This window comes from Acinetobacter sp. CE-15 (assembly GCF_051059255.1).
In the GTDB taxonomy this organism is placed as follows: Bacteria; Pseudomonadota; Gammaproteobacteria; order Pseudomonadales; family Moraxellaceae; genus Acinetobacter; species Acinetobacter guillouiae.
Genome location: NZ_CP192737.1, coordinates 694,302 through 718,114, shown reverse-complemented (window position 1 = coordinate 718,114; position 23,813 = coordinate 694,302). Strand labels below are relative to the sequence as shown.

Below are 23,813 nucleotides of genomic sequence, written 5' to 3'. Positions count from 1 at the left end.
AAATTAACGCATGGTAATAACTTGTAAAAAAAGCAGAACAATTGTTCTGCTTTTTTGTAACACTTTCAGGGTCTATTCACTCAATTAGATTTTGCCGTGACATTGTTTGTATTTCAAACCTGAACCACAAGGACAAGGTGCATTACGGCTTTCTGGTGCTGCAATCTCATCACTATTAGTGAATTGTGCATCAACAATCTCATTACTAAGCGTACCGCTTAAACCATCCACTTCATCATGTGCAAAGTTAAGACGCATAGATTCAGCTTGAGCCTGTTGTTGAGCTTCCATTTCAGCAAGCTCTTCAGGTGTTGGAATATGCACACGAGAAATATCAGTAACCACGTCAGACTTAATCACACCCAGCATATTGACGAATAAATTGAAGGCTTCCTTCTTATATTCTTGTTCAGGGTTCTTTTGTGCATAACCACGTAAGTGAATCCCTTGACGCAAATAATCCATCGCAGCCAAATGGTCTTTCCAATGGCGATCTAAAGAACCCAGCATGAAGTGACGTTCAAGTGTCGCAGCAGTATCATCGCCCATTTGTTCACGACGATTACGGTAACGCGTGACAATCTCATCAGAAATACGTTCAACCAAGGCTTCTTCATCAAGACGACGATCTTCTTCCAACCATTGATTTACAGGAAGATTAATACCTAAGTCTTCATTCAATGCATTTTCAAGCCCTTGAATATCCCATTGATCATGGATTGATTCAGGTGGAATATAGGTTTCGATTAAGCCTTTTACGACTTCACGATGCATTTCTTCAATATAATCTTGAAGTGAGCTTTCTTCTAAAATTTCATCACGTTGAGAGTAAATAATTTTACGTTGTTCGTTATTTACATCATCGTATTTCAACAAGTTTTTACGAATATCGAAGTTACGTGCTTCAACTTTGCGCTGTGCATTTTCAATAGAACGCGACACCATTTTATGCTCAATGGCTTCATTCTCTTGTAGTCCCATCGCACGCATCATTGCAACAACGCGATCACCCGCGAAAATACGCATCAAATCATCTTCTAATGACAAGAAGAAACGTGAAACACCTGGGTCACCTTGACGACCAGAACGACCACGCAACTGGTTATCAATACGACGTGATTCATGACGTTCAGAACCGATGATGTGTAAACCACCTGAACTTAACACCATTTCATTGTTTTGTTCCCATTCCGCTTTAAGACGGGCTTCATCTTCCTCAGTATGGTTTTCAATTTTGGCAAGTTTTGCTTTCCAGTTACCACCAAGCAAAATATCGGTACCACGACCTGCCATATTGGTTGCAATGGTCACAGCACGCGGTGAACCCGCTTGAGCAATAATGTCTGCTTCACGCTCATGTTGTTTAGCGTTCAAGACTTCATGGGTAATACCCGCATCTCGTAACTTATCAGATAAAATTTCTGAAGCTTCAATGGTTGCAGTACCAATCAAGATAGGTGCAACACCTGCTTCATGAATTTTCTGAATTTCTTCAATAATTGCGTTGTATTTACCATTACGGTTTAAATAAATTAAATCGTTTTGGTCATTACGAATCATCGGGCGATGGGTTGGAATAAGCACCACATCCAAACCATAAATTTCTTTCATTTCCGCAGCTTCAGTATCAGCAGTACCTGTCATACCTGAAAGCTTTTTGTATAAACGGAAATAGTTCTGGAATGTTGTTGTTGCTAAAGTTTGGTTTTCAGGTTGAACGTCTAACGCTTCTTTGGCTTCAACAGCTTGGTGCAAACCTTCAGACCAACGACGACCTGGCATGGTACGACCAGTATTCTCATCGACAATGATTACTTCACCATCATGTACGATGTAGTGAACATTACGTTGATAAAGGAAATGTGCACGAATTGCAGCAGACACATGATGAACCAAATTTAGATTTGATGGTGAATATAAGCTTTCGCCTTCAGCCAACAAGCCCATTTTAATCAGTTCATCTTCAACAGTTTCATAACCGACTTCAGTCATTTCAACTTGGCGTTGCTTTTCATCAATCCAGAAATGACCGCCATCTGCGACTTTTTCTTCTTTTTGAGCATGCAACTTCGGTGGAATACTATTGATTGCAACATAAAGCTGTGATGAATCATCACTTTGACCCGAAATAATCAACGGTGTACGTGCTTCATCGATCAAGATCGAATCGACCTCATCGATAATCGCATAAATCAAACCACGTTGCTTTTTCTCTGCCATAGAGAAAACCATGTTATCGCGCAGATAATCGAAACCAAATTCATTATTGGTACCGTAAGTAATATCTGAACGATATGCCTCAGCTTTCTCTATTGGTGATTGCATCGAATAGATTACACCAACGCTTAAACCTAAGAACTCATAAAGCGGACGGTTTAATTCAGCATCACGTTGTGCCAAGTAATCGTTGACCGTGATGACATGAACACCTTGTTCACTAATTGCATTTAAATATACAGCCAAAGTACCCATCAGGGTTTTACCTTCACCTGTACGCATTTCTGCAATTTTTCCTTCATGCAAAGTAATACCACCAATGAGCTGCACATCATAATGACGCATACCCATGACACGTTTTGCTGCTTCACGACACACCGCAAACGCTTCTGGCATTAATTTATCTAGGCTTTCACCTTTCTTATATCTTTGTTTGAATTCTTCAGTTTTTGCAGATAAGTCTGCATCGCTGAGTGCAGATGTCGTCGGCTCGAGCGCATTGATCTTATCGACAATTTTACGCATACGTTTTAGTTCGCGCTCGTTTTTAGTACCGAAGATTCCTCCGATCAGACTTGCCAACATATAAACTCTCTAAATCTTTGTGAAATAAATTTTTCTCAGACGATATTATGGTGGTAGAAATTTGAAGTACAAGGGTTTTGCACAAATCCAATCAAAAAAATCTGACGATTAGTTCTAGCACGTATCAGCTAAGGCGCATTAATGTAGCAAATTTAACCGATATTTGCAGTGAGGTAGAGATCAATTCTATGTTTTTTTTCATATGCTTCTTTTATTAATATCTATTTTCTTCATAAAGAAATACAAAAACACTATTTTTAATTATAAAAAAACTGGGTAATAGTAGTTTGGACGAGCCAAATAACAAACAACATTTTTAGATATTGAGGTTTCAAAATGACTTTACGATTAGGTGATATTGCACCAGATTTCACTCAGGAATCTAGTGAAGGTCCAATTAAGTTTTATGATTACTTGGGCGACAGTTGGGGTGTTTTATTCTCACACCCTGCCGATTATACGCCAGTATGTACCACTGAGTTGGGCTATACCGCAAAATTAAAAGATGAGTTTGAACAGCGTGGGGTAAAAGCCATTGCCCTTTCAGTCGATGATGTTGAATCACATAAAGGTTGGATCAATGACATCAATGAAACACAAAATACCACTGTAAACTTTCCAATCATTGCAGACAAAGATCGTAAGGTGTCGACGCTGTATGATTTCATTCATCCAAATGCCAGCGAAACCCTCACCGTACGTTCTTTAGTTATTATTGATCCCAATAAGAAAGTTCGCTTAATCATTACTTACCCTGCATCAACTGGACGTAATTTTAAAGAAATTCTACGTGTGATTGATTCATTACAACTGACTGACAATTATAAAGTTGCCACACCTGCAAACTGGCAAGATGGTGAAGATGTTGTCATCGTCCCGTCGATCAAAGATGAAGCGGAGCTTAAAGAACGCTTCCCAAAAGGTTATACGGCGGTTAAGCCTTATCTTCGTCTTACCCCACAACCCAACAAATAATATGCAATATTGTTTTTTTAGATTAGAGCTAACTAACTTCAAAAGATCACATCCAAACTTGATGTGGTCTTTTTTAAGATCCACTGATTGCAACGAAACACTTTTACCCTTCAAAACACGTCAAATAATAAAATACTAAAATAAAAACAAAATCATTTAAAAATAGAAAAGGCACCGAAGTGCCTTTTATGATCAAAGATCAGCGAACAAATGTTATGCAGGAATACGTAAAACTTGTCCTGGGAAAATATCATCCGCATTTTTTAACAATGGGCGGTTCGCTTCAAAAATTTTATTATATTGGTTGGCATCACCATAAAATTCTTTTGAAATTTTAGACAAATTATCACCTGATTTAACCGTATAAAACTTACTTTCAGGCTCAGGTGCTGCCACTGTCATTTGATCATCAACTTGCGCCACATGGTCGATATTCCCCACAGCAAGAATGATTTTCTCTTTATCAGCCTGAGTTTGTACCTGACCGTGAATCGTGGCCAAATCAGAAGTACTATTATAACTTACAGAAAGCCCTGTTACTGGCAAGCCTAACGCTTTAATGTGCCCCAACAACTTATTGGCAATTTCTTGTGCAGATGGTTCTGCTGGCGTTGCTGGTGCCGCTTGTGGCTCAGCTGGTGCAGTATTTTTCTTGCCAATTCCTTTAATAAAATCAAAAAGACCCATATGTCGTACTCCATATCATTATTGAAAATTGTTTTACTGAGAATGTATTACTGTGAACTGTTATACAAATTTAAGAACTCTATTTTTATAGCGAAAAAGCGTCAGGGTGTGCGTTGTCATTGGTGATAAAAAGGTAACGGTATGTAACCAATGTTTTTGATTTTAAACTTATTTAATTGCTTTTTTAGGTTAAGGATCGCCAAGCATGCATGCACTCAACACAGCTAAATTCAGGCATAAAAAAACCACCTAAAGGTGGTCTTTTTACGTATAACAACAACGTGCTATACAATCAACACATTAACCAAGTTTTTTAGTTACATAGTCGATAGCTGATTGAACAGTTGTGATTTCGTTAGAATCTTCATCTGGAATAGTGATGTCGAAGTCATTTTCGAAAGACATAACAAGTTCTACTAGGTCTAGAGAATCAGCACCCAAATCATCCATGAAAGATGCTTCGTTTTTGATTTCTTCAGCTTTGATACCTAATTGTTCTGCAACAGCTTGTTTAATGCGTTGTTCGATATCGCTCACAGGAATTCTCCTCATTGCTTGTGGCGGCTTTTAATTGCCTGATAGTTTAATTGAATATTTACTTTTTTCAAAGTTTATACATCGCATTACGCCATGTATAAACCACCATTTACGTGTAATACTGTGCCTGTAATGTAACTGGCTTTGTCAGAAGCCAAAAAACTTACTGCATTTGCAATATCTTCTGGTTGACCAAATCGGTTTAACGCAACTTGATCACTCATTTTTTTGCGAATATCTTCACTTAACTGCTCAGTCATTTCTGTTGCGATAAAACCAGGCGCAATACAGTTGACTGTAATCTGACGGCTTCCCATTTCTTTTGCAAGACTGCGACTGAAAGCTTCAATCCCTGCTTTTGCAGCAGAATAGTTGGCTTGTCCTGGGTTAGCAAAATGCGCAACAACAGAACTGATATTGATAATGCGTCCAAAGCGCGCTTTGGTCATGCCTTTCAATACACGTTTAGATAAGCGGAATACAGCTTTAAGATGAATATTGAGAATATCGTCCCAATCATCTTCAGACATACGTAACAATAAATTGTCTTTGGTAATCCCTGCATTGTTCACAAGTATCATCACTGAACCATATTTTTGTTCAATGTCAGATACCAATGCATCAATTGCAGCACCATCACGTACATCAAGTAATGCACCTGCACCATTTTCAGCAAAAACTGTTGAAAGTTTTTCTGCGCCCACTGCTGATGTTGCCGTACCTACAACAAAATAACCGTCTTGAATCAATTGCTGAGCGATGGCAGCACCAATCCCTCGGCTCGCGCCTGTCACTAATGCGACTTTGCGTTCTTGTGTCATGCAATTTTCCCTTCAGCCACTAAGATAGCATTCAGTGCATCTTCCATACGACTTTGTGTATCGAGTGGAAATGCTTTTTCGATATTTGGTAAACGTTTTGCTAAATTCGCCAATACATTACCTGGACCACATTCAGCAACATACTGAATACCTTGGTCTTGGATGAATTGCATGGTTTTAGTCCACTGTACTGACTGATACAATTGCGCTGTTAACGCTAAGCGTAATTGGCTTGTATCTGTCGCGATTCCAGCATTGACATTTTGTATTACAGGAATGCTTGGTAGCTCAATGGCAGTTTGTTCCAAAGCTTCTGCAAACTGTTCGGCAGCAGGTTTCATTAGAGAACAATGTGATGGTACAGATACAGGTAATGCAATTGCTTTACCGCCGTTTTCTTTGGCAACGGTCATGACAGCTTCGACTAGAGTTTTATCACCTGCGATAACAACTTGGCCTTGTGCATTATAGTTTGCAGCTTCAACAGAACCACGGCCTTGCACATTGGCTTGCTCGCACAGTTCAAGTACTTTCGCGTCATCCAGACCGAGAATAGCCGCCATCGCGCCTTGCCCCTGAGGCACAGCACTTTGCATCAATTTACCGCGTAAATTTACCAACTTGACTGCATCTGCCAAAGTCATCGACTCTGCAGCAACTAAAGCACTGTATTCGCCTAATGAATGACCTGCGAGGTATTTTGGCGCAACACCACCAAGATCTAACCATACACGCCATAAAGCAATACTTGCTGTCAATAAAACAGGTTGAGTATTTTCAGTTTGATCTAAACCTTCACCGCTTTGTGCAATGTGCCATAAATCAAAACCGATGGCATCTGATGCTTCAGTAAAGGTTTCTTGTACACCACTAAACTGTTCTGCAAGTTCAGCAAGCATACCCACTTTTTGTGAACCTTGACCTGGAAACAAAAATGCAGTTTTTGTTGCTTGAGCTGCTTGTTCGAGTCGTTTGGCAGACATATAAAAAGTCCCTTATTTAATCTTGATCGTTTCCGATGGCGCAATTTTACATTAAAAAAAAATTTATTTAATTGCGAAATACAACAAAAAACCCAGTCATTGAAAACAAAAAAAGGGAGCTTTCGCTCCCATTTTTTTACTAAGCTTGCGCTTAATAGTTCACCAATTATTCAGCATCAGCTGCTTTAGCGAATAATTGACGACCACGGTAGAAACCATCTTTAGTCACGTGGTGACGACGGTGAGTTTCACCAGTAGTTTGGTCTACAGTTAATGCATTCTCGGTTAAAGCGTCATGTGAACGGCGCATGTCACGGCGAGAGCGACTTTTACGGTTTTGCTGAACGGCCATGATGGCTCCTTACAAATCGAAAAAATGGATCAGAACAAATTCGGTTGTCTTAACTTAACAGTATAACACAAAATTTAGTTAAGTTTACCCTTCAAACCTGCCAAAACTTCAAACGGATTATCCCGTTTTTCTTCAACAGTGTCCTGAACGGCTGGTTGATGCTTATGTTCACAAGCGTCATGCTTAGGAGACAGAGGCATCAACAATAACAATTCATCTTCTAAAAGTGCAAGTAAATCAACAGTCGAAGGAGTATTGGTTAAATAATCCCCTTTAATTGTTGCTTCACTTTCACCTAGTACGATGAAATCAGCATCCTCATCCAAGCGCTCTATCAGTGACTCATCATCTATTAAAGCCAAATGGAAGTCAGAAACTAGTGTAATTTCAACAGAATCCAGACAACGCTGACATTCCATTGGAACTTTAGTATCTACATGACCATCTAGCCAAACAATACGATGATACGCATCCATTGATAGCTTACAGTCTATATTGATCAATTGATCATCAATTGATCCAACAGCTTCACGGGAAATACGAACAAAGCGAGACAATGGCAGGGTACCTGACCATGTAAAGCCTTGTTCAGCCCATTTAAACGGCTCTATCTGTGCCGGAAAGGTATTTGCTGACATAATTAAGGCGGCAATTCTACAAATTCATAGGTACTCTGTCAAAGATTAAGATACAATTTTGTACTTATTTAGACAGATCTCTTGAGTAATACAAGCCATGCATCAGTTGCAGCCGCAACCTGAAGTCACTACTTCATTACAATTCAATACGCATTCAACTTCTAAAAACACATTGCAAGCCGCCGATGTGCAACGCTTATCATGGGCTAACTTACAAACAGAAGTGCAACACGTTGATTGGCTTATCTTACACTTTAATCACTGGTTTTCCCACCTAAATGTGACGCTTGTTCGTGGTGATTTTGAACCAGAGTATTTCCCTGCTAGCGAACACAACCCTGCCCGTATTCAGTTTGCACATGGTTTTTTCAACAGCGCTCTTCATGAAATCAGTCATTGGAGCATTGCCGGAGAACAACGCCGTTTATTGCCTGATCTCGGTTATTGGTATGCACCCGATGGTCGTACAGCTGAACAACAAGCCTTATTTGAGCAGGTTGAAATCAAGCCTCAAGCCATTGAATGGTTATTTTCCAAAGCATTTGGACGAAAATTTCGAGTTTCGCTGGATAATCTGACTGGTGAAGGTGGTGACGGCTCGACATTTAAAGACAGTGTTTATGCACAAGTTCAGGATTTTTTTTCGGGTAAAGCCAAACTTCCACGCGATGCAAAACACTTCATTCAGTGTATTTGTCTATGTACTCGAGGTGGCAAAACATTACAAAGCACTGAATTTAATCGTAACGATCTTGATTAAACCCGTAATTTTTTTAAAACATTGATTGCAACGATTTACTTTCCCAAGTAATAATTGAATTAACAATAAATCAGGAGAATAAATATGCTGCATTTAAGAGTACATCCTGACAATCCTCAACCACGTTTAATCAGCCAAGCAGTCGAAAGAATTCGAGCAGGTGATGTTGTGGTTTACCCAACTGATGCAGCGTATGCAATCGGCTGTCAGATTGGAAATAAAAGTGCAATGGAGCGTATTGCTCAGATCCGTGGTCTAGGGGCAAAGCATCAATACGCGATTATCTGTGCAGATTTATCTGATATTGCAACCTATGCCAAAGTAGACAATGCAATGTATCGTCTACTTAAAGCCAATACCCCAGCCGTAACCACATATATTTTACCCGCAACCAGTGAAGTTCCACGACGCTTGATGCATCCCAAGAAAAAAACCATCGGCTTACGTGTTCCAAGTAATCCCGTCTGTCAGATGCTATTAAAAGAGTTGGGAGAACCCTTACTAACCAGTACTTTGATTTTACCTGGTCAAGATGCACCAATGGATGATCCCTACGATATTGAACAATTATTGGAAAAACGTATTGATGTGTTTATTGACAGTGGTTTAGGTACCTTAACCACCACCAGTATCGTTGATTTATCAGGAGCGAACCCTGAAATTATCCGTCGTGGTGTAGGTGATGTAAGCGCTTTTGAATAAGCGCTTATTTACTTTTCCTTAGATTAGATCCAAAAGTATCAGCTCAAATTACACCGAGTTAATCAATACTTTGTTTTAACTTGATAAAGTTAAAGTTTCTAAATATCATATTTTAAAACTTTAACTGCTCCCCCTAATTTCAACATGAATAATTGAATTACCATAACTCTATCATTTTTAGATTGGTATTTTTCTCAATTCAGTTTATAAACAAAGCACAATCCTAAAAACAAATGCTTAATTATGATTTATAAGGTACATCATTTACATTGTGGAACCATGTGTCCGATGTGTGCACCACTATACGGACAAAAAGGTTTGTATGGCAAAATGGTGTGCCATTGCCTATTGATTGAAACAGACAAAGGTCTTGTATTGGTCGATACCGGTTTTGGGATGCAAGACTACCTACATCCACAAACCCGTTTAGGTAAAGCTTTTACTAAAATCAGTGGCATACAAGCTGATTTCAATCTCACAGCCATTTCTCAAATTCAACAATTGGGTTTTAAACCATCCGATGTTCAACATATTTTGGTCAGTCATTTAGACTTAGATCATGCAGGTGGTATTTCAGACTTTCCCAATGCCACGGTGCACATCTTATCTAATGAGTTTAATGCAGCACAAAAACTTTCAGTCATGAATAAATTGCGTTATCGACCACAACAATTTAAAAATCATCGTTACTGGAATTTTCTTGAACCTAAAAATGGCGAAGCATGGTTTAACTTCCAAAAAGTTCAAGGTTTTAATATTTTCAATGATGAAATTTTATTGATTCCTTTAGTCGGTCATACTGTAGGGCATTGCGGTATAGCGATCAAACAACAAGATAGATGGTTATTGTTCTGTGGCGATGCTTATTTTAATCATCTAGAACTCAACCCTAAGAATAAATTACGCGCGCTCGACAAAATTGAATATCTCCTAGCGGAAGATAATACATTGCGCTTAAAAACATTATCACAACTGCAACTGCTTGCACAGAATGAAGCAAAAATTGAAATTATCTGTGCCCACGATCCTGTTGAACTAGACCGATATTTAAAACATGCTTAAATCTCAATTATTACGTTATACCACTATCTTCGCACTCAGCGTACAGCTTTCAGCATGTATGACAACTGCTGCACTTCCAGATCATGAGCGCCCAAAACAATGGGGAACCATCGTTGCTCCACAGTATAATTTTTATCGGATCAGTGACACCGTTTTTCGCAGTGAACAACCCAGTGCTGAACTTATTCCTGAGTTAAAAACCAATCAAATTGATATGGTAATTAATTTAAGAAGTCGCAATAAAGATAAAACCGTCTTTTCAAAACAGAACTTTCAATTGGTTCATATCCCGATCAATACTTGGGCAATTGATCGTCATGATCTACTCAATATCATGAAAACAATTCAAATCGCAAAAGCCCACAACCAGAAGGTTTTAATCCATTGCTATCACGGTTCTGATCGTACTGGGGCAAGTGTTGCAATGTACCGAATTATTTTTGAGAACTGGTCTGTGAATGATGCTTTAAATGAAATGAAGCATGGCGGTTATGGCTTTCATCCAATCTGGGGCAATATTGAAAAACTTTTTACCCCTGAAAATATAAAATGGATCCGTGAGCAGCTCGCGAATCCATCTTTAACCACAAATACCTAACTCATAGCGTTTAACGTCGATCTAGAGGTACCCACTCGATTACCCAAGCCGACTTCATGCCTAGACTCGCATCAGAATTGATCTTCTTACGTGCTGAATCCGCAGTCTCTCGATCTTTCGATGGTCCAACCATAATACGAATACCTTTTGAGGTTGGACTCTTAGTCACTTTGTAGCCCTTGGCACGTAGTTTAGCAGCGACAGCATCTGCATTGGCTTCATTGGCGGCAAGCGCAACTTGTACCATCCATTGCTTATCACCATTTTCAAGCAAATCACGTGCTTTTTCAGCTTCCGCTTTTTTCTTTGCTTCTTCTTGTGCTTTGTGCTTTTTATCCGCTTCTGCTTTCTTGTCTTCCGCTTGCTTTTTCTCAGCAGCGGCTTTCTTTTCCGCATCTAGCTTACGTTTTTCATCTGCTTTTTGTTGTTCTTCTAATTTACGTTTCTTTTCTTCAGCGGCTTTTTTATCTGCTTCTGCGGTAGCTTGACGCTTCTGCTCAGCTAACTTTTTTTCAGCATCAGCTTTTTGCTTTAATTGAGCATCTTGCTGTTCAAGTTTTTTCTGCTCTGCTGCTTTCTGTTGTGCTTTGGCTTTTTCATCCTGTACCAGCTCAGGAGGAATATCTGCCCCTTCCTGTGCTGCCGCAGCAGCTGCACCACGTCTTGCATTTGCAGCGGCATACTCTTCAGCTGCTTTACGTGCAGCATCTGCTTCTGCCTGTTGTTGCGTACGTAAAAAATCTGCTGCTTTTGCTTCTTGTTCAGCAACCGCTTTTTCACGGGCACGCTTCTGCTCTTCTAACAGACGTTTTTCAGTCGCAACATCGACAGTCAATGGCTGCAATTGTACAGGCTCACCTGCAGGTGTCGCTTTATTTTGCTGAGCTTGGCTTGTCGGCTGTGTCTCTACTTGGCTTTGGTGGATTTCTTCTTTACCTTTTAGAAGCAATGCCGCCAATAGAACACCACCACTTAATAAAACAACACCACCCATCCAGCGTTGTTTGTTATTCATTGACATTCGTCTAAATACTCCCAGACCGCTTCTAAGGTATGGAATGAACCACACACCAAAATCAGCTGATTATTATTGGTTTCTGCAAGCGCTGATTGAAATGCTGCTTGTACACAATCAAACTGTTCAACTGTCTCATGCTGTAAAGCAGTTTGTAATTGTTCCAATGATGCCGCACGAGGCACAGTTAATGGTGCAATTTTCCACTTTAATACAGTATTTTTCAACAACTTGACCACAGAATCTACATCTTTGTCGGACAACATTGAAAAAACAGAGACAACTTCTGTGTACTGTTTATTGTATTCTAGGAATTTTCGCAATTGCTTTAACAAAAATTCTACACCATGCGGATTGTGTCCCGCATCAAAAATTACTGTTTTATCGTGTATTTTTCTAATTTCAAAGCGCCCTGACAACTGTGCGTTCTGAATACCTTGCGAAATTGCCTGTTGTGAAACCGTTAAACCGCTTACCAAAATTGCAGCAACAGCCGCAGAAATATTTTCCAGTGCCAAGTGTCCCAAAGGAAGTTTTAATGTCGTTCCTGAGCTTGCAAAATTCCAAGATTGACCATCTTCTGAGCTATCATAAAAATAATCATGATTTAACGCATATAGCGTAGCATTGGTTTCTTGTACTTTATGTTGTATCGCTTGTGGTATATCTTGTGCGCCGGCAAAAATGACAGGGATATTTGCTCGGATAATACCGGCTTTTTCAAAAGCTATTTTTTCAATCGTATCGCCAAGCCAATCGGTATGATCTAAACCAATATTGGTAATCACAGCCACATCTGGATCAATCACATTGACCACATCCAAACGACCACCAAGACCGACTTCAAGTACCCAAACATCACATTGTTTTTGTTTAAAAATAACAAATGCAGCCAAAGTCGTGGCTTCAAAAAAAGATAAAGATAAGTTACAAATACGGCGGGCTTGATCAACCGCAACAAAAGCATCAATCAAAGTTTGATCATTAACTTCTTGTCCAGCCAGCTTAACCCGTTCATTAAAACGATAAATATGTGGAGACTGGTATAAACCAACATTCAACCCTTGCGCATTCAAAATCGCAGCGAGAGTTGTTGTGGTTGAACCTTTGCCATTTGTTCCAGCAACGGTAATCACTTTGGCTTTAGGGTTAATCACCCCGAGTTGTTCTGCCACAGGAATCACGCGCTCTAAGCCTAAATCAATCCCTGTAACGTGAACATGGCTCCAATAATCGAGCCATGTTTGTAAATCATCAGTATTTAAAGGTGCTGTTTGGTTGTTCAAGGCAAATTCATCAGTTTCGCTACAATACGATATACAGTATCACGTAATGCGTGACGATGAACAATTTGATCGATTACACCATGATCAAGCAAAAATTCCGCACGTTGGAACGGTTCTTCCAGCTTCTCACGTACTGTTTGTTCAATCACACGTTTACCCGCGAAACCGATCATCGCTTTAGGTTCAGCAATATGTACATCACCTAACATCGCCAATGATGCTGTTACACCACCATACACTGGATGGGTTAATACCACGATATACGGAAGATGTGCATCTTTGATTTTTTGAATCGCCGCAGAGGTACGCGCCATTTGCATCAAAGACAACATGCCTTCCTGCATACGAGCACCACCTGAAGCAGCAAAACAAATCAGTGGTTGCTTGTCTTTAATTGCTTTTTCAGCAGCTTGTACAAAACGGTCACCGACCACAGTACCCATTGATCCAGCCATAAAGTCGAATTCAAATGCGCATGCAACCATTGCAATATTTTTAACTTGACCTTGCATCACTACAAGGGCTTCAGTTTCACCTGTTTTTTCCTGCGCTTCTTTAATACGCTCTGGATAAGGCTTGCTGTCTACAAAATGTAAAGGATCTTTTGCAGCAAATTCTTGACCGAGTTCAGTGGTCACATTATCAAAAAACCAATTTAAACGATCACGTGCTTTCATTTTCAAATGTTCATCGCATGATGGACAAACATAAGCATTGAAAGACATTGCAGTACGAGTCACGAGTGCATGACATTCAGGGCACTCAATGGTTGGTTCTGTAAACGTCGCTTTGAGTGTTTGTTGTTGGTCAGGCATATGAATGCCTGGAACTGTACGATCTGTCCACGGCGTTGTTGCGCTGAGGATTTTCCCTGATTTCACTTCTTGATTCATACTAACTCATCGAGCGCGGCTCGAAGCTCCTTGACTTTATTCACTGCTGCTTCAACAGCTTGTTCTGGTGCAAGATTTGCAAATGGTTTGACAAAAGCACTTCCGACAATCACTGCATCAGCAACTTGACCTACTGCTTTTGCAGAAGCGGCATCACTAATCCCAAAACCTACCCCAACTGGAATATCGGTAAAGGTTTTGATTTTTTCAATACGTGCTGCAACTTCCGTTGTATCCAATGTTGCTGCACCCGTTACGCCTTTTAGAGACACATAGTAAATAAAGCCACTTGCTTGTTTCACTACATGCTGAATACGTTCATCGGTAGAGGTTGGTGCAAGCAAGAAGATTTGATCCATATTGTACTTTTGCAATACTTCATCTAAACCTTGTGCTTCTTCAGGTGGTAAATCCACAAGAAGTACACCATCAACACCACAGTCATTCGCATAAGCCACAAACTTTTCATAACCAATCACTTCAACAGGGTTTAAATACCCCATTAAAACAACTGGCGTTGTTGTGTCTTTTTGGCGAAATTCTTTAACCATATTCAAGGCATCAAAGGTATTGGTACCCGCAGCTAAAGCGCGCTCTGCTGCAAGTGCAATCACTGGACCATCTGCCATAGGATCGGAAAATGGCAATCCAAGTTCAACTACGTCTACGCCTGCTGCAACCATTTGATGTAACAATGGTACGGTTACATGTGGTTGAGGATCACCCGCCATAACATAAGAAACCAAAGCCTTACGCTGTTGAGATTTAAGCTGTGCAAAACGAGTGGCTAAACGTGACATAGGATTGTACATTCCTTGAATTGTTCAAACTTGAGGAGTTTTTAGATCATTAAACACCAGTAAATAAATTCAAAATGGATTTATTTACGGTTTAATCATCCAAATGTATAAATACAAGACACTGCATTGTAACGCTATTTTTTACTCAAAGGATAGAGTCACATAGTCGCTCTCGCGTATCTTGTTTTATATCACAAATAATAAAACAACCCATGGATACATTTAGCGCTATTTTCAAGTTGAGGACAATGATCAAAGCTACCTATTTTCAAGCTTGTAAAAAAATATCATTATGAGTAAAAAATAAAGTTAAATCATCACTCTACAGCCAAACACCCTATCACCTACATCACTTAATTATTTTTCAGAAATTGCAAAAGCTGTTTATACTAGTCAGGATTCTGATTTTTTATCTCCTCTTATGACCACACATTCTCAGGCTAAAGTGCAAGCCAGCGTGCTTGCGCTCTTGCCGCTTATTGTTTTTTTAGCCATTTTTTTAGGCAGTGGTATTTATCACACGATCATTGGTACTGAGTTTGCTTTTTATCAAGTGAAAGCCCCTATTGCTGCTCTTCCTGCAATTATTTTAGCCATCCTGCTATATAGAGGGAAAATCAATGCCGCTATAGAAACATTTTTGCATGGTGCAAGCCATCCCAATTTAATTTTGATGTTTATGGTCTTTATGCTTGCAGGTGCCTTTGCCAGCGTAACCAGTGCCATCGGTAGTGTGGACTGCACTGTTCAATTTGGTTTATCAATTATTCCATCTGAATTTGTCCTGCCGATGCTTTTCATCATTTCCGCCTTTATTGCCACAGCAATGGGAACATCGATGGGAACCATTGCTGCATGTGCGCCGATTGCTTTTGGTTTTTCTCAAGCAACGGATATTCAGCCCATTTATGCAATTGGTGCTGTGGTCAGTGGGGCAATGTTTGGTGATAACTTATCCATGATTTCAGACACCACTATTGCAGCAACTCGAAGTCTAAATGTAGAACTGCGTGATAAATTTCGAGTGAATATCTGGATTGCACTGCCTGCTGCGATTATCACTATATTGGTTTACATTTTGACCAGTCATCATGCACAAACTATTGAATATAAAAACTATAACTTATGGCTTATTTTGCCTTATGTAATCGTGTTCTTTTTAGCATTTACACGTTTACATGTACTTGCAGTACTGACTATCGGAATAGTACTTTCAGGTTGTCTTGGCATCATTGAAAATCCTGAATTTACCCTACTTAAATACAATTCCGCTATTTATGATGGCTTTGTGGGTATGTTTGAGGTTGCCTTACTTTCTATGTTCTTAGGTGGTTTATCTGCCATTATGCAAAAAGAAGGCGGTTTAGAATGGTTAATTCAACGTATTTATGCCTTAACTCGTCGATTTAAAATCGGTCAACAACGTGCGGGAGAAATTGGAATTAGTTTCCTTGTGGTTTTCTCAAATGTGTTTGTCGCAAATAATACGGTTGCCATCATCTTATCTGGAGACATGGCACGAGAAGTTGCCAAAGAATATGCTGTTGATCCCAAACGTGCAGCCGCATTTATGGATATTTTCTCTTGTGTGGTTCAGGGCTTGATTCCATACGGTGCACAACTATTACTTGCATGCTCAATTGCCAAACTGTCCCCTGTTGAGCTGATTGGTTCGATTTACTATTGTTGGGTATTGGCAATATTTGCAGTCTTGGCAATCGTATTTAGATTTCCCAAGTTAAAGACAACTTGAAATCATGCTGAATCATGGTTTTAAAAAACCAATTCAACAATCAGATCAACCTGTGTTTTGAGCATAAATTAAAAAATCACAATCGTACTAAGCACTTAGATAGCAGCGATGCTATCTAAGTGCTTGGCTTTTTAAGCATACTTTGTTTGCACTGGTTTTTCACAATGACTTCAACTGTTGTTTTTTCTCGAGCAGGGTCTGCCCACTAAAGGCCTTATATGCTCTGGTTAAAGCTGACTGATCTGAATAACCTAACTGCATCGCTATTTCACTGAACGGCATGTGGCTTTCCAATAAAAACTCACAACGCTTCATCCGTTCAATCTCTACAATTTTTTTAAACGATGTCTGTAAGTCACTTAACTGTCGTTGTAAAGTCCGTGTGGATATATGAAGTTCTTGAGTAAGTTCTTCGATTTTTGGGGCGTGTTGTTTTAACTTTAAATATTCTGCCACAATCAAATGTAAGCGTTGAGCAATGGTTTCATAGCGAGGTTTAGACGCAATAGCCTCCTCTGCTTGTTTGACCAAAAGCTGCATTAAGGATGGATCTGCCTGTTGGATTTTTAAATTTAAACCTGCTGAGGCTAAGACAAAACTATATTGCGGTTGATGGAAAGAGACTTCACAGCCGTAGAACTTTTGATAATGATAGATTGCCATCTGTGGTGCATGAGCAAAATGCACCGCATGCAATGGAAATTGATTTGGCGGTACAATTTTACGCGCGAGATGCATCATTAACGCATTGGTAAATTCATTAATAAGAATATATTTTTCATGATGAAAGGGCCAAATTAAATGTACATATTCTCCCTTGAGCTGCATTTGCATTGGAATAACTTCGTCACCATCAATCACCAAACGGCTAAAGCGCATAATATTTTGTAAAGCTTCTGCCACGGTTGTACTTCGTGATGCCATATAGCCCAAAACACCAAAATGCTCAGGTCGCACATATTCTGCCATTTCAAAAACGATCTGAGGGCAATCTAGCGCTTGTTTGGTTTTTTCAATCAGTTGATGAAAGAAGAAATAGGAAGATTGTGTATCAATCGGCTGTGACAAAATTCCAATTAAATGTTTTTTTTCATCCACTTGTAAGAAATCAAGCGTCGCAAGATCAATCCCTCGTTCAGACAGATACATCTGCCAGAGATGAAAATAACCATTTGGGATCTGTAATTCCTGCATCGTCTTGCACTCTTTTTAATCCTTTAACTTAGAAAATTGACATTGCAAATTTTCATTTTGTCGTAAAATGTATAAAAAATGGCAATATCTGTCAAAACAAACTTGCAAAATCCCGACATACTGAAATCATCAACAGTGATGCAAGTAAAATAAAATGAATGCATTAGTTACATATCAGGTCGATCCAGTGGTTCGAACCAAGCTCAACTTTAAACTTGAGGAAGTGCCGCGCTTCTGGTTTGGTGGAGATCCATTCCGCACACGACTATTTGACGCACTCAGTCTGACCTTCCCAGATGGTGAACGCTATTTCATAGAAAGTGTCCGACTCTTCCGTGACAAAATCACCGATCCAGATTTACAACAACGTGTTGCTGATTTTATTCGTCAAGAAGCCCAACATGGTATTGCGCATGACAAAATGAATCAGGTTATGAAAGATCAAGGCATGCCTGTCGATCAATTTATCCAACTTTTAAGTAAGATTTTTAAATTTGAATTGAGCCAACGCTCGCCTCAATACAATATTGCGATGACAGCTGCTGCTGAACATCTCACCGCTTTGATGGCAGAAACATTTTACCGCCATAAAGCAACCTTATCTGAAGCACACCCTTATGTCCGGGCCTTACTGGCGTGGCATTCTATTGAAGAAATGGAACATCGAGATGTGGCCTTTGATGTGATGCAACAAGTCGGTGAGGTCCCTGACAACTTACGTCGATTTGCTTTAGCCTTTACCACCATAATGATGTTCAACTTTACCCTCTACCGTGCCAATATCATGCTTAAACATGATGGATTCAGCCGTATAGAACGTTTAAAAATGGCAACGCAAGGATTGCCTTGGTTCTTCGGTAAAAAAGGGATTTTATCTGCAATGAAAAATGAATATTTAGACTGGTTTAAAAAAGATTTTCATCCGAGCCAACACCCTGTAATTCGACAATATCAAGTTTGGGTCGATACGATGGCTGAAACCAATGATCCTATTCAAGCAGGTGAAGCATTTTGGCAGGCTGGACTATAGCTGTCTTGATATAAACCGATCAGTTCTATCCTGAATAGGGATTTGAACTGAATAATGCGAGAAATAAAACAATGAATGCATATGTAAAACACCAAGTTGATCCTGTGGTTCGTAGCAATTTAGATTTTAGATTGAATGAAGTTCCACGCTTTTGGTTTGATAATGACCCTTTTCGTACCCGTATGTTTGATGCGCTGAGTTTGACCTTTCCTGTAGGTGAAAGATATTTCATTCAAAGTGTTCGGGCACTGCGTGACAAAATCACCGATCCAGATTTACAGCAACGTGTCACGGATTTTATTCGACAGGAAGCACAGCACGGTATTGCACATGACAAAATGAATGAAGAAATGCTGCACCAAGGCATGCCTGTTGATCAGTTTGTAAAATTTATGGGTGCACATTTCGAACATATACTGAAACATCGTTCCAAACAGTACAACATTGCCATGACTGCCGCAGCAGAACATCTTACCGCATTAATGGCAGAAACTTTTTACAGTAAACAAGAGACTTTAGCAGAGGTTCACCCTTTTGTACGTGCTCTATTTGCTTGGCATTCAATCGAAGAAATGGAACATCGAGATGTCGCTTTTGATGTCATGAAAGAGGTTGGAGAAGTTCCTGAAAACTTGCGTAAATTTGCGCTTGCCTTTGTCACTTTACAAATGTTTGGATTTACCTTTTACCGTGCCAATGTCATGCTTAAATACGATGGATTCAGTCGTTTGCAACGTGCTCAATTTGCACTCAAAGGTATTCCATGGTTTTTTGGCAAACACGGTAAATTATCAGCAATGCGTGAACAATACTTAGATTGGTTTAAGCCTGACTTTCATCCGAGCCAACACCCTGTGATTCGACAATATCAGGTTTGGGTCGATGTTTTGGCCGAAACCAATGATCCGATTCAAGCAGGTGAAGCATTTTGGAAGGCTGCTTTATAAGGTTAAAAAGCTTTAAATAAGAACAGCCTTACCATTTCGCGTAATGCTGTTCCAACAAACCATAGGCTTGATCTAACTGAATACACTCACCCACTTCAGATTCGACCGTACCACTAATGCGTGATTGCCATTGGCTAAACTGACTCCCCACCAAACGTAAATTTAAGTTTTCAAATCTCCGCCAGCCGGTTTCTACTGTCAGATTTAATTTCTGGTCTAAAGAGCGAATTGACCACAGGTTTGCATCTAACTTTTCAAACAGTACATCGGCAACTGCATATAGAACACCATTGACCCAAAGACAATTTTCATTGCCAAAACTCTCGTTTACACCCGAAGCGAGGTTTAAACCTATACGGTTTCCTTGCGTATCCCAAAAGTTACACGATAACCAAAACCATGCTGTTTCGGGTCTTAGAAATCCACAGGTGTCATCGAGAGATGCCAAAGTTTTTTCATTAAAATCTATACGTGCTTTGTCTTTACTGATAAAAAAGCCTTCTACAGCCAAGGTGGTTTTCTTTTGCGTATAAGTCCAACCATTAATACCATTGGGACTGCATAAGCTTAAAGGTTCCGTTCCTGCACAAAAAATGCGGGCTTTTAACTGCTCTTCACCATTTCGAGTTGCCCGTATATAACGCACACCATTGGCATGTTGCATTTCAAATTCAAAAGGTGATTTATTAAAGTGACTTTGGCTATACAAAGGCTGCTCATCTAAGCTTGTCCCTCGCCCTAAGATCGTATTGGCATTCCATTCTAAAACTTCATTCATTGAATGGTCATAGACATAAATAAAGCCATGTCCTGCCCAACCAATATCGGCAATTGCGATACCGATAGAATAGTGTTCATGCTGGATACCACAAAATTTAAACTTTTTATATTTTAAATGTTTACGCCAACCTGTTAATACTTTGCCATACGGGGTTTTGTAGATATATTGATTAACATTAATCTTACTCGGCACATCTTTAAAACGCCCATAACGGGGTTGACCATTGCTTTGTATTAAATCCATGTGAATTCCCAATCCTTTTATAAGGGAAGTATCAGACTTTAGTCGGTCCTTCGATTATTGCTATTTTTTCAAATTTAGCAACACCATCACACACCAAATCAATCCACTTTTATCACGATTTAACCTATAAAATATTCACTTGATAGACAAAATATGACCTTGATTTAATTCATAAAAAATAGGGCGAATGCCCTATTTTTTAATCTGCAAAAATTACTTTGCAGGACCACCCCACTGATTTGTTTCAGGTTTGGTATCTGAAGCTAACCAGTAAATTAAAACAAAAGCGCCAAAAGGAACAAAAGCAATCAAGTACCACCAACCTGTTCTTCCCGTATCATGTAAACGTCGAGCAGCAGCTGAAATTGAAGGCACGATCAGCGCTAATGCACTAATAAAATACAATACAGATGGTTTCTTAAAAATGATTGAGTCAATAATTGCTGCAATGATCAGCACAGCAAACTGTACCAATACAAAGAACCAATATTCTTTACGGCGAGCACGCCCAGAAAAATTGGCATAATTACTTAAACATTTTTTAAACCAATCAATCGCATTATATTGATCTTCGGTTTTATTTTGTGACATTGCTTTTCTCTCTTTATTTTATAAGTGTTACTGACATTTTTTGTACTAAAGCTGTAGCCAGATATTAACTGGTTTTGCATATTTTTCATACACTTTTATTCTGTAAAAAGCAAAATCTATTCGAAAAAAGAAAGAGGTCCTTGACCTCTTTCTGTGCAAATCATTGTCTAATCTATGCTTGAGACATTCATCTACAATTTTTAAAGCAATATATAAAAATCAGATAATCTTTCCATGTGGAATTTGATCAATTAACTTTTGCGGTGCTTTAAAACGTTCGCCATATTTTGCTTCAAGCGAGTTCGCTCGAAGCAAAGCTTTTTCTAAACCATACTGATTTAAGAATTGAATCGCACCACCCGTCCACGGTGCAAAGCCAATACCAAAAATTGAACCGATATTGGCATCAATCACAGATTCCAAGACATGTTCTTCATAACAACGTAAGGTATCTAAAGCCTGAACAAATAGGAAACGGTCAATCATTTCCTGTTCAGAAATATCAACATCTTTCTTCCAGTGGCTTAAGCCATCCCAAAGATGCTTTTTGCCACCTTCAGGATACTCATAGAAACCAGCACCCGCAGCCTTGCCTTTACGTTCAAAGGTGTGAATCATGGTTTCAATAACATCATCAGCACCTGAAAGCGGTAAATCCTTACCTTCAGCCTGAAGGGCTTTACGAGTTTCTTTGGCCACATGCTCAGAAAGCGTTAATGCCACTTCATCTTGAATCGCCAATGGGCCAACAGGCATACCTGCTTTTAGTGCTGCCATCTCAATACGTGCAGGATGTACACCCTCGTGCAGTAAACGCAAACCTTCTTGCACAAATGTACCAAACACACGGCTGGTGAAGAAACCACGGCTATCATTGACCACAATTGGTGTTTTGCCAATTTGTTGCACATAGTCATAGGCTTTTGCTAAGGTTTCAGCAGAGGTATTTTTACCTTTGATGATTTCAACCAGTTGCATTTTATCGACAGGACTAAAGAAATGTAGACCAATAAAATGCGTATCATCTTTAGAGGCTTTGGCTAAACCCGTGATCGGTAATGTTGATGTATTTGACGCCATGACACCATTATTGGCAAGAAATTGTTCCGCTTCTTGAGTCACTTTGGCTTTTAATTCTTGATTTTCAAATACAGCTTCGATAATCAAATCACAGCCTTTTAAGTCTTCTGCAGATGCTGTTGCGGTAATCAAACTTAAAACTTGATCACGCTTTTCCGCGCTCATACGACCTTGCGAAACACGTTTATCCAATAGTTTTTGACTATAAGCTTTACCCTTTTCAGCATTTTCCACAGAGACATCTTTTAGCACAACTTGAATGCCTTTGATTGCTGTCGAATATGCAATACCTGCGCCCATCATGCCTGCACCAAGTACACCCACTTTGGTCGCTTGCCACTTGGCAATGTTTTTAGGACGACTTGCACCTGCTTTAATTGCATTCAAACCATGCCAGAACGTTCCAATCATATTCTTGGCAACTTGCCCTGTTGCAAGATAAGTGAAGTAACGCCCCTCTATACGGAAAGCGGTATCTACATCAACTTGGGCACCTTCAACTGCAGCGGCCATGATCGCTTCAGGCGCTGGATAACAGCCCTTGGTTTTATCACGCAGCATTGCAGGTGCAATTGCCAGGATCTGAGCAACCGCAGGCGTTTTAGGATCGCCACCTGGAATTTTATAGCCTTTCACATCATAAGGCTGTTGAGATTTTGGATTGGCTTTGATCCAAGCAATCGCTTTGTCCAGCATGTCTTGCTCGCTATCCGCAAGCTCATTGACTAAACCTAAAGACTTGGCTTTATCTACCCCGAATTGCTTACCTTCCATGAGGAATGGGAATGCATTTTGCAAACCTAGCAGACGCACCATACGCACCACACCGCCACCACCTGGAAGTAAGCCCAGTGTTACTTCTGGCAAACCTAATTTGGTTTTTGGATCATTTAAAGCAATACGATAATGACAACTTAAAGCAATTTCCCAACCACCACCTAGCGCTGTACCATTAATCGCCGCAACCACAGGAACACCTAAGGTATCAATCGTACGAAGATCACCTTTTAGCTTGGCAGTCATATTAAAGAATTCAGTGGCATGTTCTGGCGTTGCCTCAATCAGCTCATCCAAATCACCGCCGGCAAAAAAAGTTTTTTTCGCAGAACGATAAATCACACCTTTTAAATCTGTTTCAGATTTAAGCTTAGACACAACATTTTCTAAAGCCACACGAAAATCAGCGTTCATGGTATTTGCAGACTGGTTTGGAGAATCCATCGTTAAAATAACAATGCCATCCGCATTTTTTTCATATTGAATTGCACTCATTATTATTCTCC

At 39.6% G+C, this 23,813-nt stretch carries 23 protein-coding genes; 8 read left to right on the top strand and 15 right to left on the bottom strand.

Going from position 1 to position 23,813, the window contains the following annotated elements:
* Window positions 1–84 precede the first annotated feature (84 nt).
* Entirely contained in the window at window positions 85–2,802 is a 2,718-nt protein-coding gene (secA, locus tag ACQ7EO_RS03390; protein ID WP_434278882.1) for a preprotein translocase subunit SecA, read from the bottom strand.
* Window positions 2,803–3,138: 336 nt separating this feature from the next.
* On the opposite strand from secA, the gene ACQ7EO_RS03385 reads away from it, so the two are divergent.
* On the top strand, window positions 3,139–3,777 hold the full coding sequence (locus tag ACQ7EO_RS03385) for a peroxiredoxin (protein WP_096735080.1): 639 nt from the start codon (window positions 3,139–3,141) through the stop codon (window positions 3,775–3,777).
* Between the two features lie 213 nt (window positions 3,778–3,990).
* Here the strand turns inward: ACQ7EO_RS03385 and lysM are convergent, their stop codons facing one another.
* The 6 genes from lysM to ACQ7EO_RS03355 form a co-directional block, all read right to left on the bottom strand.
* Complete coding sequence (lysM, locus tag ACQ7EO_RS03380) at window positions 3,991–4,464, bottom strand: peptidoglycan-binding protein LysM (protein ID WP_004817740.1); 474 nt, start codon at window positions 4,462–4,464, stop codon at window positions 3,991–3,993.
* A 300-nt stretch (window positions 4,465–4,764) separates the two neighbouring features.
* Window positions 4,765–5,001: an acyl carrier protein gene (gene acpP, locus ACQ7EO_RS03375; protein WP_004723957.1), complete on the bottom strand. Its 237-nt coding sequence runs from the start codon at window positions 4,999–5,001 to the stop codon at window positions 4,765–4,767.
* Between the two features lie 86 nt (window positions 5,002–5,087).
* The gene (fabG, locus tag ACQ7EO_RS03370) at window positions 5,088–5,822 is read right to left on the bottom strand and encodes a 3-oxoacyl-ACP reductase FabG (RefSeq protein ID WP_262086885.1); all 735 of its coding nucleotides are present in this window, start codon (window positions 5,820–5,822) and stop codon (window positions 5,088–5,090) included.
* The gene (gene fabD, locus ACQ7EO_RS03365; RefSeq protein ID WP_154130636.1) at window positions 5,819–6,805 is read right to left on the bottom strand and encodes an ACP S-malonyltransferase; all 987 of its coding nucleotides are present in this window, start codon (window positions 6,803–6,805) and stop codon (window positions 5,819–5,821) included. Before fabD ends, fabG begins: the two co-directional genes overlap by 4 nt.
* A gap of 166 nt (window positions 6,806–6,971) precedes the next feature.
* The gene (gene rpmF, locus ACQ7EO_RS03360; RefSeq protein WP_004723964.1) at window positions 6,972–7,157 is read right to left on the bottom strand and encodes a 50S ribosomal protein L32; all 186 of its coding nucleotides are present in this window, start codon (window positions 7,155–7,157) and stop codon (window positions 6,972–6,974) included.
* A gap of 74 nt (window positions 7,158–7,231) precedes the next feature.
* Entirely contained in the window at window positions 7,232–7,795 is a 564-nt protein-coding gene (locus ACQ7EO_RS03355; RefSeq protein WP_004723966.1) for a YceD family protein, read from the bottom strand.
* Window positions 7,796–7,892: 97 nt separating this feature from the next.
* On the opposite strand from ACQ7EO_RS03355, the gene ACQ7EO_RS03350 reads away from it, so the two are divergent.
* The 4 genes from ACQ7EO_RS03350 (at window position 7,893) to ACQ7EO_RS03335 (ending at window position 10,917) form a co-directional block, all read left to right on the top strand.
* Window positions 7,893–8,555, top strand: a complete 663-nt coding sequence (locus ACQ7EO_RS03350) for an elongation factor P hydroxylase (RefSeq protein ID WP_434278881.1) — start codon at window positions 7,893–7,895, stop codon at window positions 8,553–8,555.
* Between the two features lie 84 nt (window positions 8,556–8,639).
* Window positions 8,640–9,257, top strand: a complete 618-nt coding sequence (locus ACQ7EO_RS03345) for an L-threonylcarbamoyladenylate synthase (RefSeq protein WP_004817743.1) — start codon at window positions 8,640–8,642, stop codon at window positions 9,255–9,257.
* A 243-nt stretch (window positions 9,258–9,500) separates the two neighbouring features.
* A complete protein-coding gene (locus ACQ7EO_RS03340) occupies window positions 9,501–10,319 on the top strand; it encodes an MBL fold metallo-hydrolase (protein WP_434278880.1) in 819 nt (272 codons plus the stop codon).
* Complete coding sequence (locus ACQ7EO_RS03335) at window positions 10,312–10,917, top strand: dual specificity protein phosphatase family protein (RefSeq protein ID WP_434278879.1); 606 nt, start codon at window positions 10,312–10,314, stop codon at window positions 10,915–10,917. The genes ACQ7EO_RS03340 and ACQ7EO_RS03335 overlap by 8 nt, the downstream gene beginning before the upstream one ends.
* Window positions 10,918–10,927: 10 nt before the next feature.
* On the opposite strand, the gene ACQ7EO_RS03330 is transcribed toward ACQ7EO_RS03335, so the two are convergent.
* From ACQ7EO_RS03330 to trpA, 4 genes are read right to left on the bottom strand one after another with little or no spacing between them, the layout of a single operon-like run.
* Window positions 10,928–11,938, bottom strand: coding sequence for an SPOR domain-containing protein (locus ACQ7EO_RS03330; RefSeq protein ID WP_434278878.1), 1,011 nt, complete (start codon window positions 11,936–11,938; stop codon window positions 10,928–10,930).
* Window positions 11,929–13,218 carry a bifunctional tetrahydrofolate synthase/dihydrofolate synthase gene (gene folC / locus ACQ7EO_RS03325; protein WP_434278877.1) on the bottom strand — a complete coding sequence of 430 codons (1,290 nt, stop codon included), beginning with the start codon at window positions 13,216–13,218 and terminating at the stop codon, window positions 11,929–11,931. The genes ACQ7EO_RS03330 and folC overlap by 10 nt, the downstream gene beginning before the upstream one ends.
* Window positions 13,215–14,111 (bottom strand): acetyl-CoA carboxylase, carboxyltransferase subunit beta, encoded by an 897-nt coding sequence (gene accD, locus ACQ7EO_RS03320; protein WP_004723984.1) that lies wholly within the window; start codon window positions 14,109–14,111, stop codon window positions 13,215–13,217. The genes folC and accD overlap by 4 nt, the downstream gene beginning before the upstream one ends.
* Entirely contained in the window at window positions 14,108–14,911 is an 804-nt protein-coding gene (gene trpA, locus ACQ7EO_RS03315) for a tryptophan synthase subunit alpha (RefSeq protein ID WP_434278876.1), read from the bottom strand. Before trpA ends, accD begins: the two co-directional genes overlap by 4 nt.
* A gap of 421 nt (window positions 14,912–15,332) precedes the next feature.
* On the opposite strand from trpA, the gene ACQ7EO_RS03310 reads away from it, so the two are divergent.
* Window positions 15,333–16,664, top strand: a complete 1,332-nt coding sequence (locus ACQ7EO_RS03310) for a Na+/H+ antiporter NhaC family protein (RefSeq protein ID WP_434278875.1) — start codon at window positions 15,333–15,335, stop codon at window positions 16,662–16,664.
* A 159-nt stretch (window positions 16,665–16,823) separates the two neighbouring features.
* Here ACQ7EO_RS03310 and ACQ7EO_RS03305 read toward each other — a convergent pair whose 3' ends face one another.
* Window positions 16,824–17,858, bottom strand: coding sequence for an AraC family transcriptional regulator (locus tag ACQ7EO_RS03305; protein ID WP_419315422.1), 1,035 nt, complete (start codon window positions 17,856–17,858; stop codon window positions 16,824–16,826).
* A 154-nt stretch (window positions 17,859–18,012) separates the two neighbouring features.
* On the opposite strand from ACQ7EO_RS03305, the gene ACQ7EO_RS03300 reads away from it, so the two are divergent.
* On the top strand, window positions 18,013–18,888 hold the full coding sequence (locus ACQ7EO_RS03300) for a metal-dependent hydrolase (protein WP_004723993.1): 876 nt from the start codon (window positions 18,013–18,015) through the stop codon (window positions 18,886–18,888).
* A gap of 71 nt (window positions 18,889–18,959) precedes the next feature.
* Window positions 18,960–19,835 (top strand): metal-dependent hydrolase, encoded by an 876-nt coding sequence (locus ACQ7EO_RS03295; protein WP_056514002.1) that lies wholly within the window; start codon window positions 18,960–18,962, stop codon window positions 19,833–19,835.
* 28 nt (window positions 19,836–19,863) lie between these two features.
* Here ACQ7EO_RS03295 and ACQ7EO_RS03290 read toward each other — a convergent pair whose 3' ends face one another.
* The 3 genes from ACQ7EO_RS03290 to ACQ7EO_RS03280 form a co-directional block, all read right to left on the bottom strand.
* Entirely contained in the window at window positions 19,864–20,859 is a 996-nt protein-coding gene (locus ACQ7EO_RS03290; protein WP_434278874.1) for a DUF2804 domain-containing protein, read from the bottom strand.
* Window positions 20,860–21,072: 213 nt separating this feature from the next.
* On the bottom strand, window positions 21,073–21,450 hold the full coding sequence (locus ACQ7EO_RS03285) for a DUF805 domain-containing protein (protein ID WP_004817765.1): 378 nt from the start codon (window positions 21,448–21,450) through the stop codon (window positions 21,073–21,075).
* A 219-nt stretch (window positions 21,451–21,669) separates the two neighbouring features.
* Window positions 21,670–23,802, bottom strand: a complete 2,133-nt coding sequence (locus tag ACQ7EO_RS03280; RefSeq protein ID WP_034614601.1) for a 3-hydroxyacyl-CoA dehydrogenase NAD-binding domain-containing protein — start codon at window positions 23,800–23,802, stop codon at window positions 21,670–21,672.
* Between the last annotated feature and the right edge of the window lie 11 nt (window positions 23,803–23,813).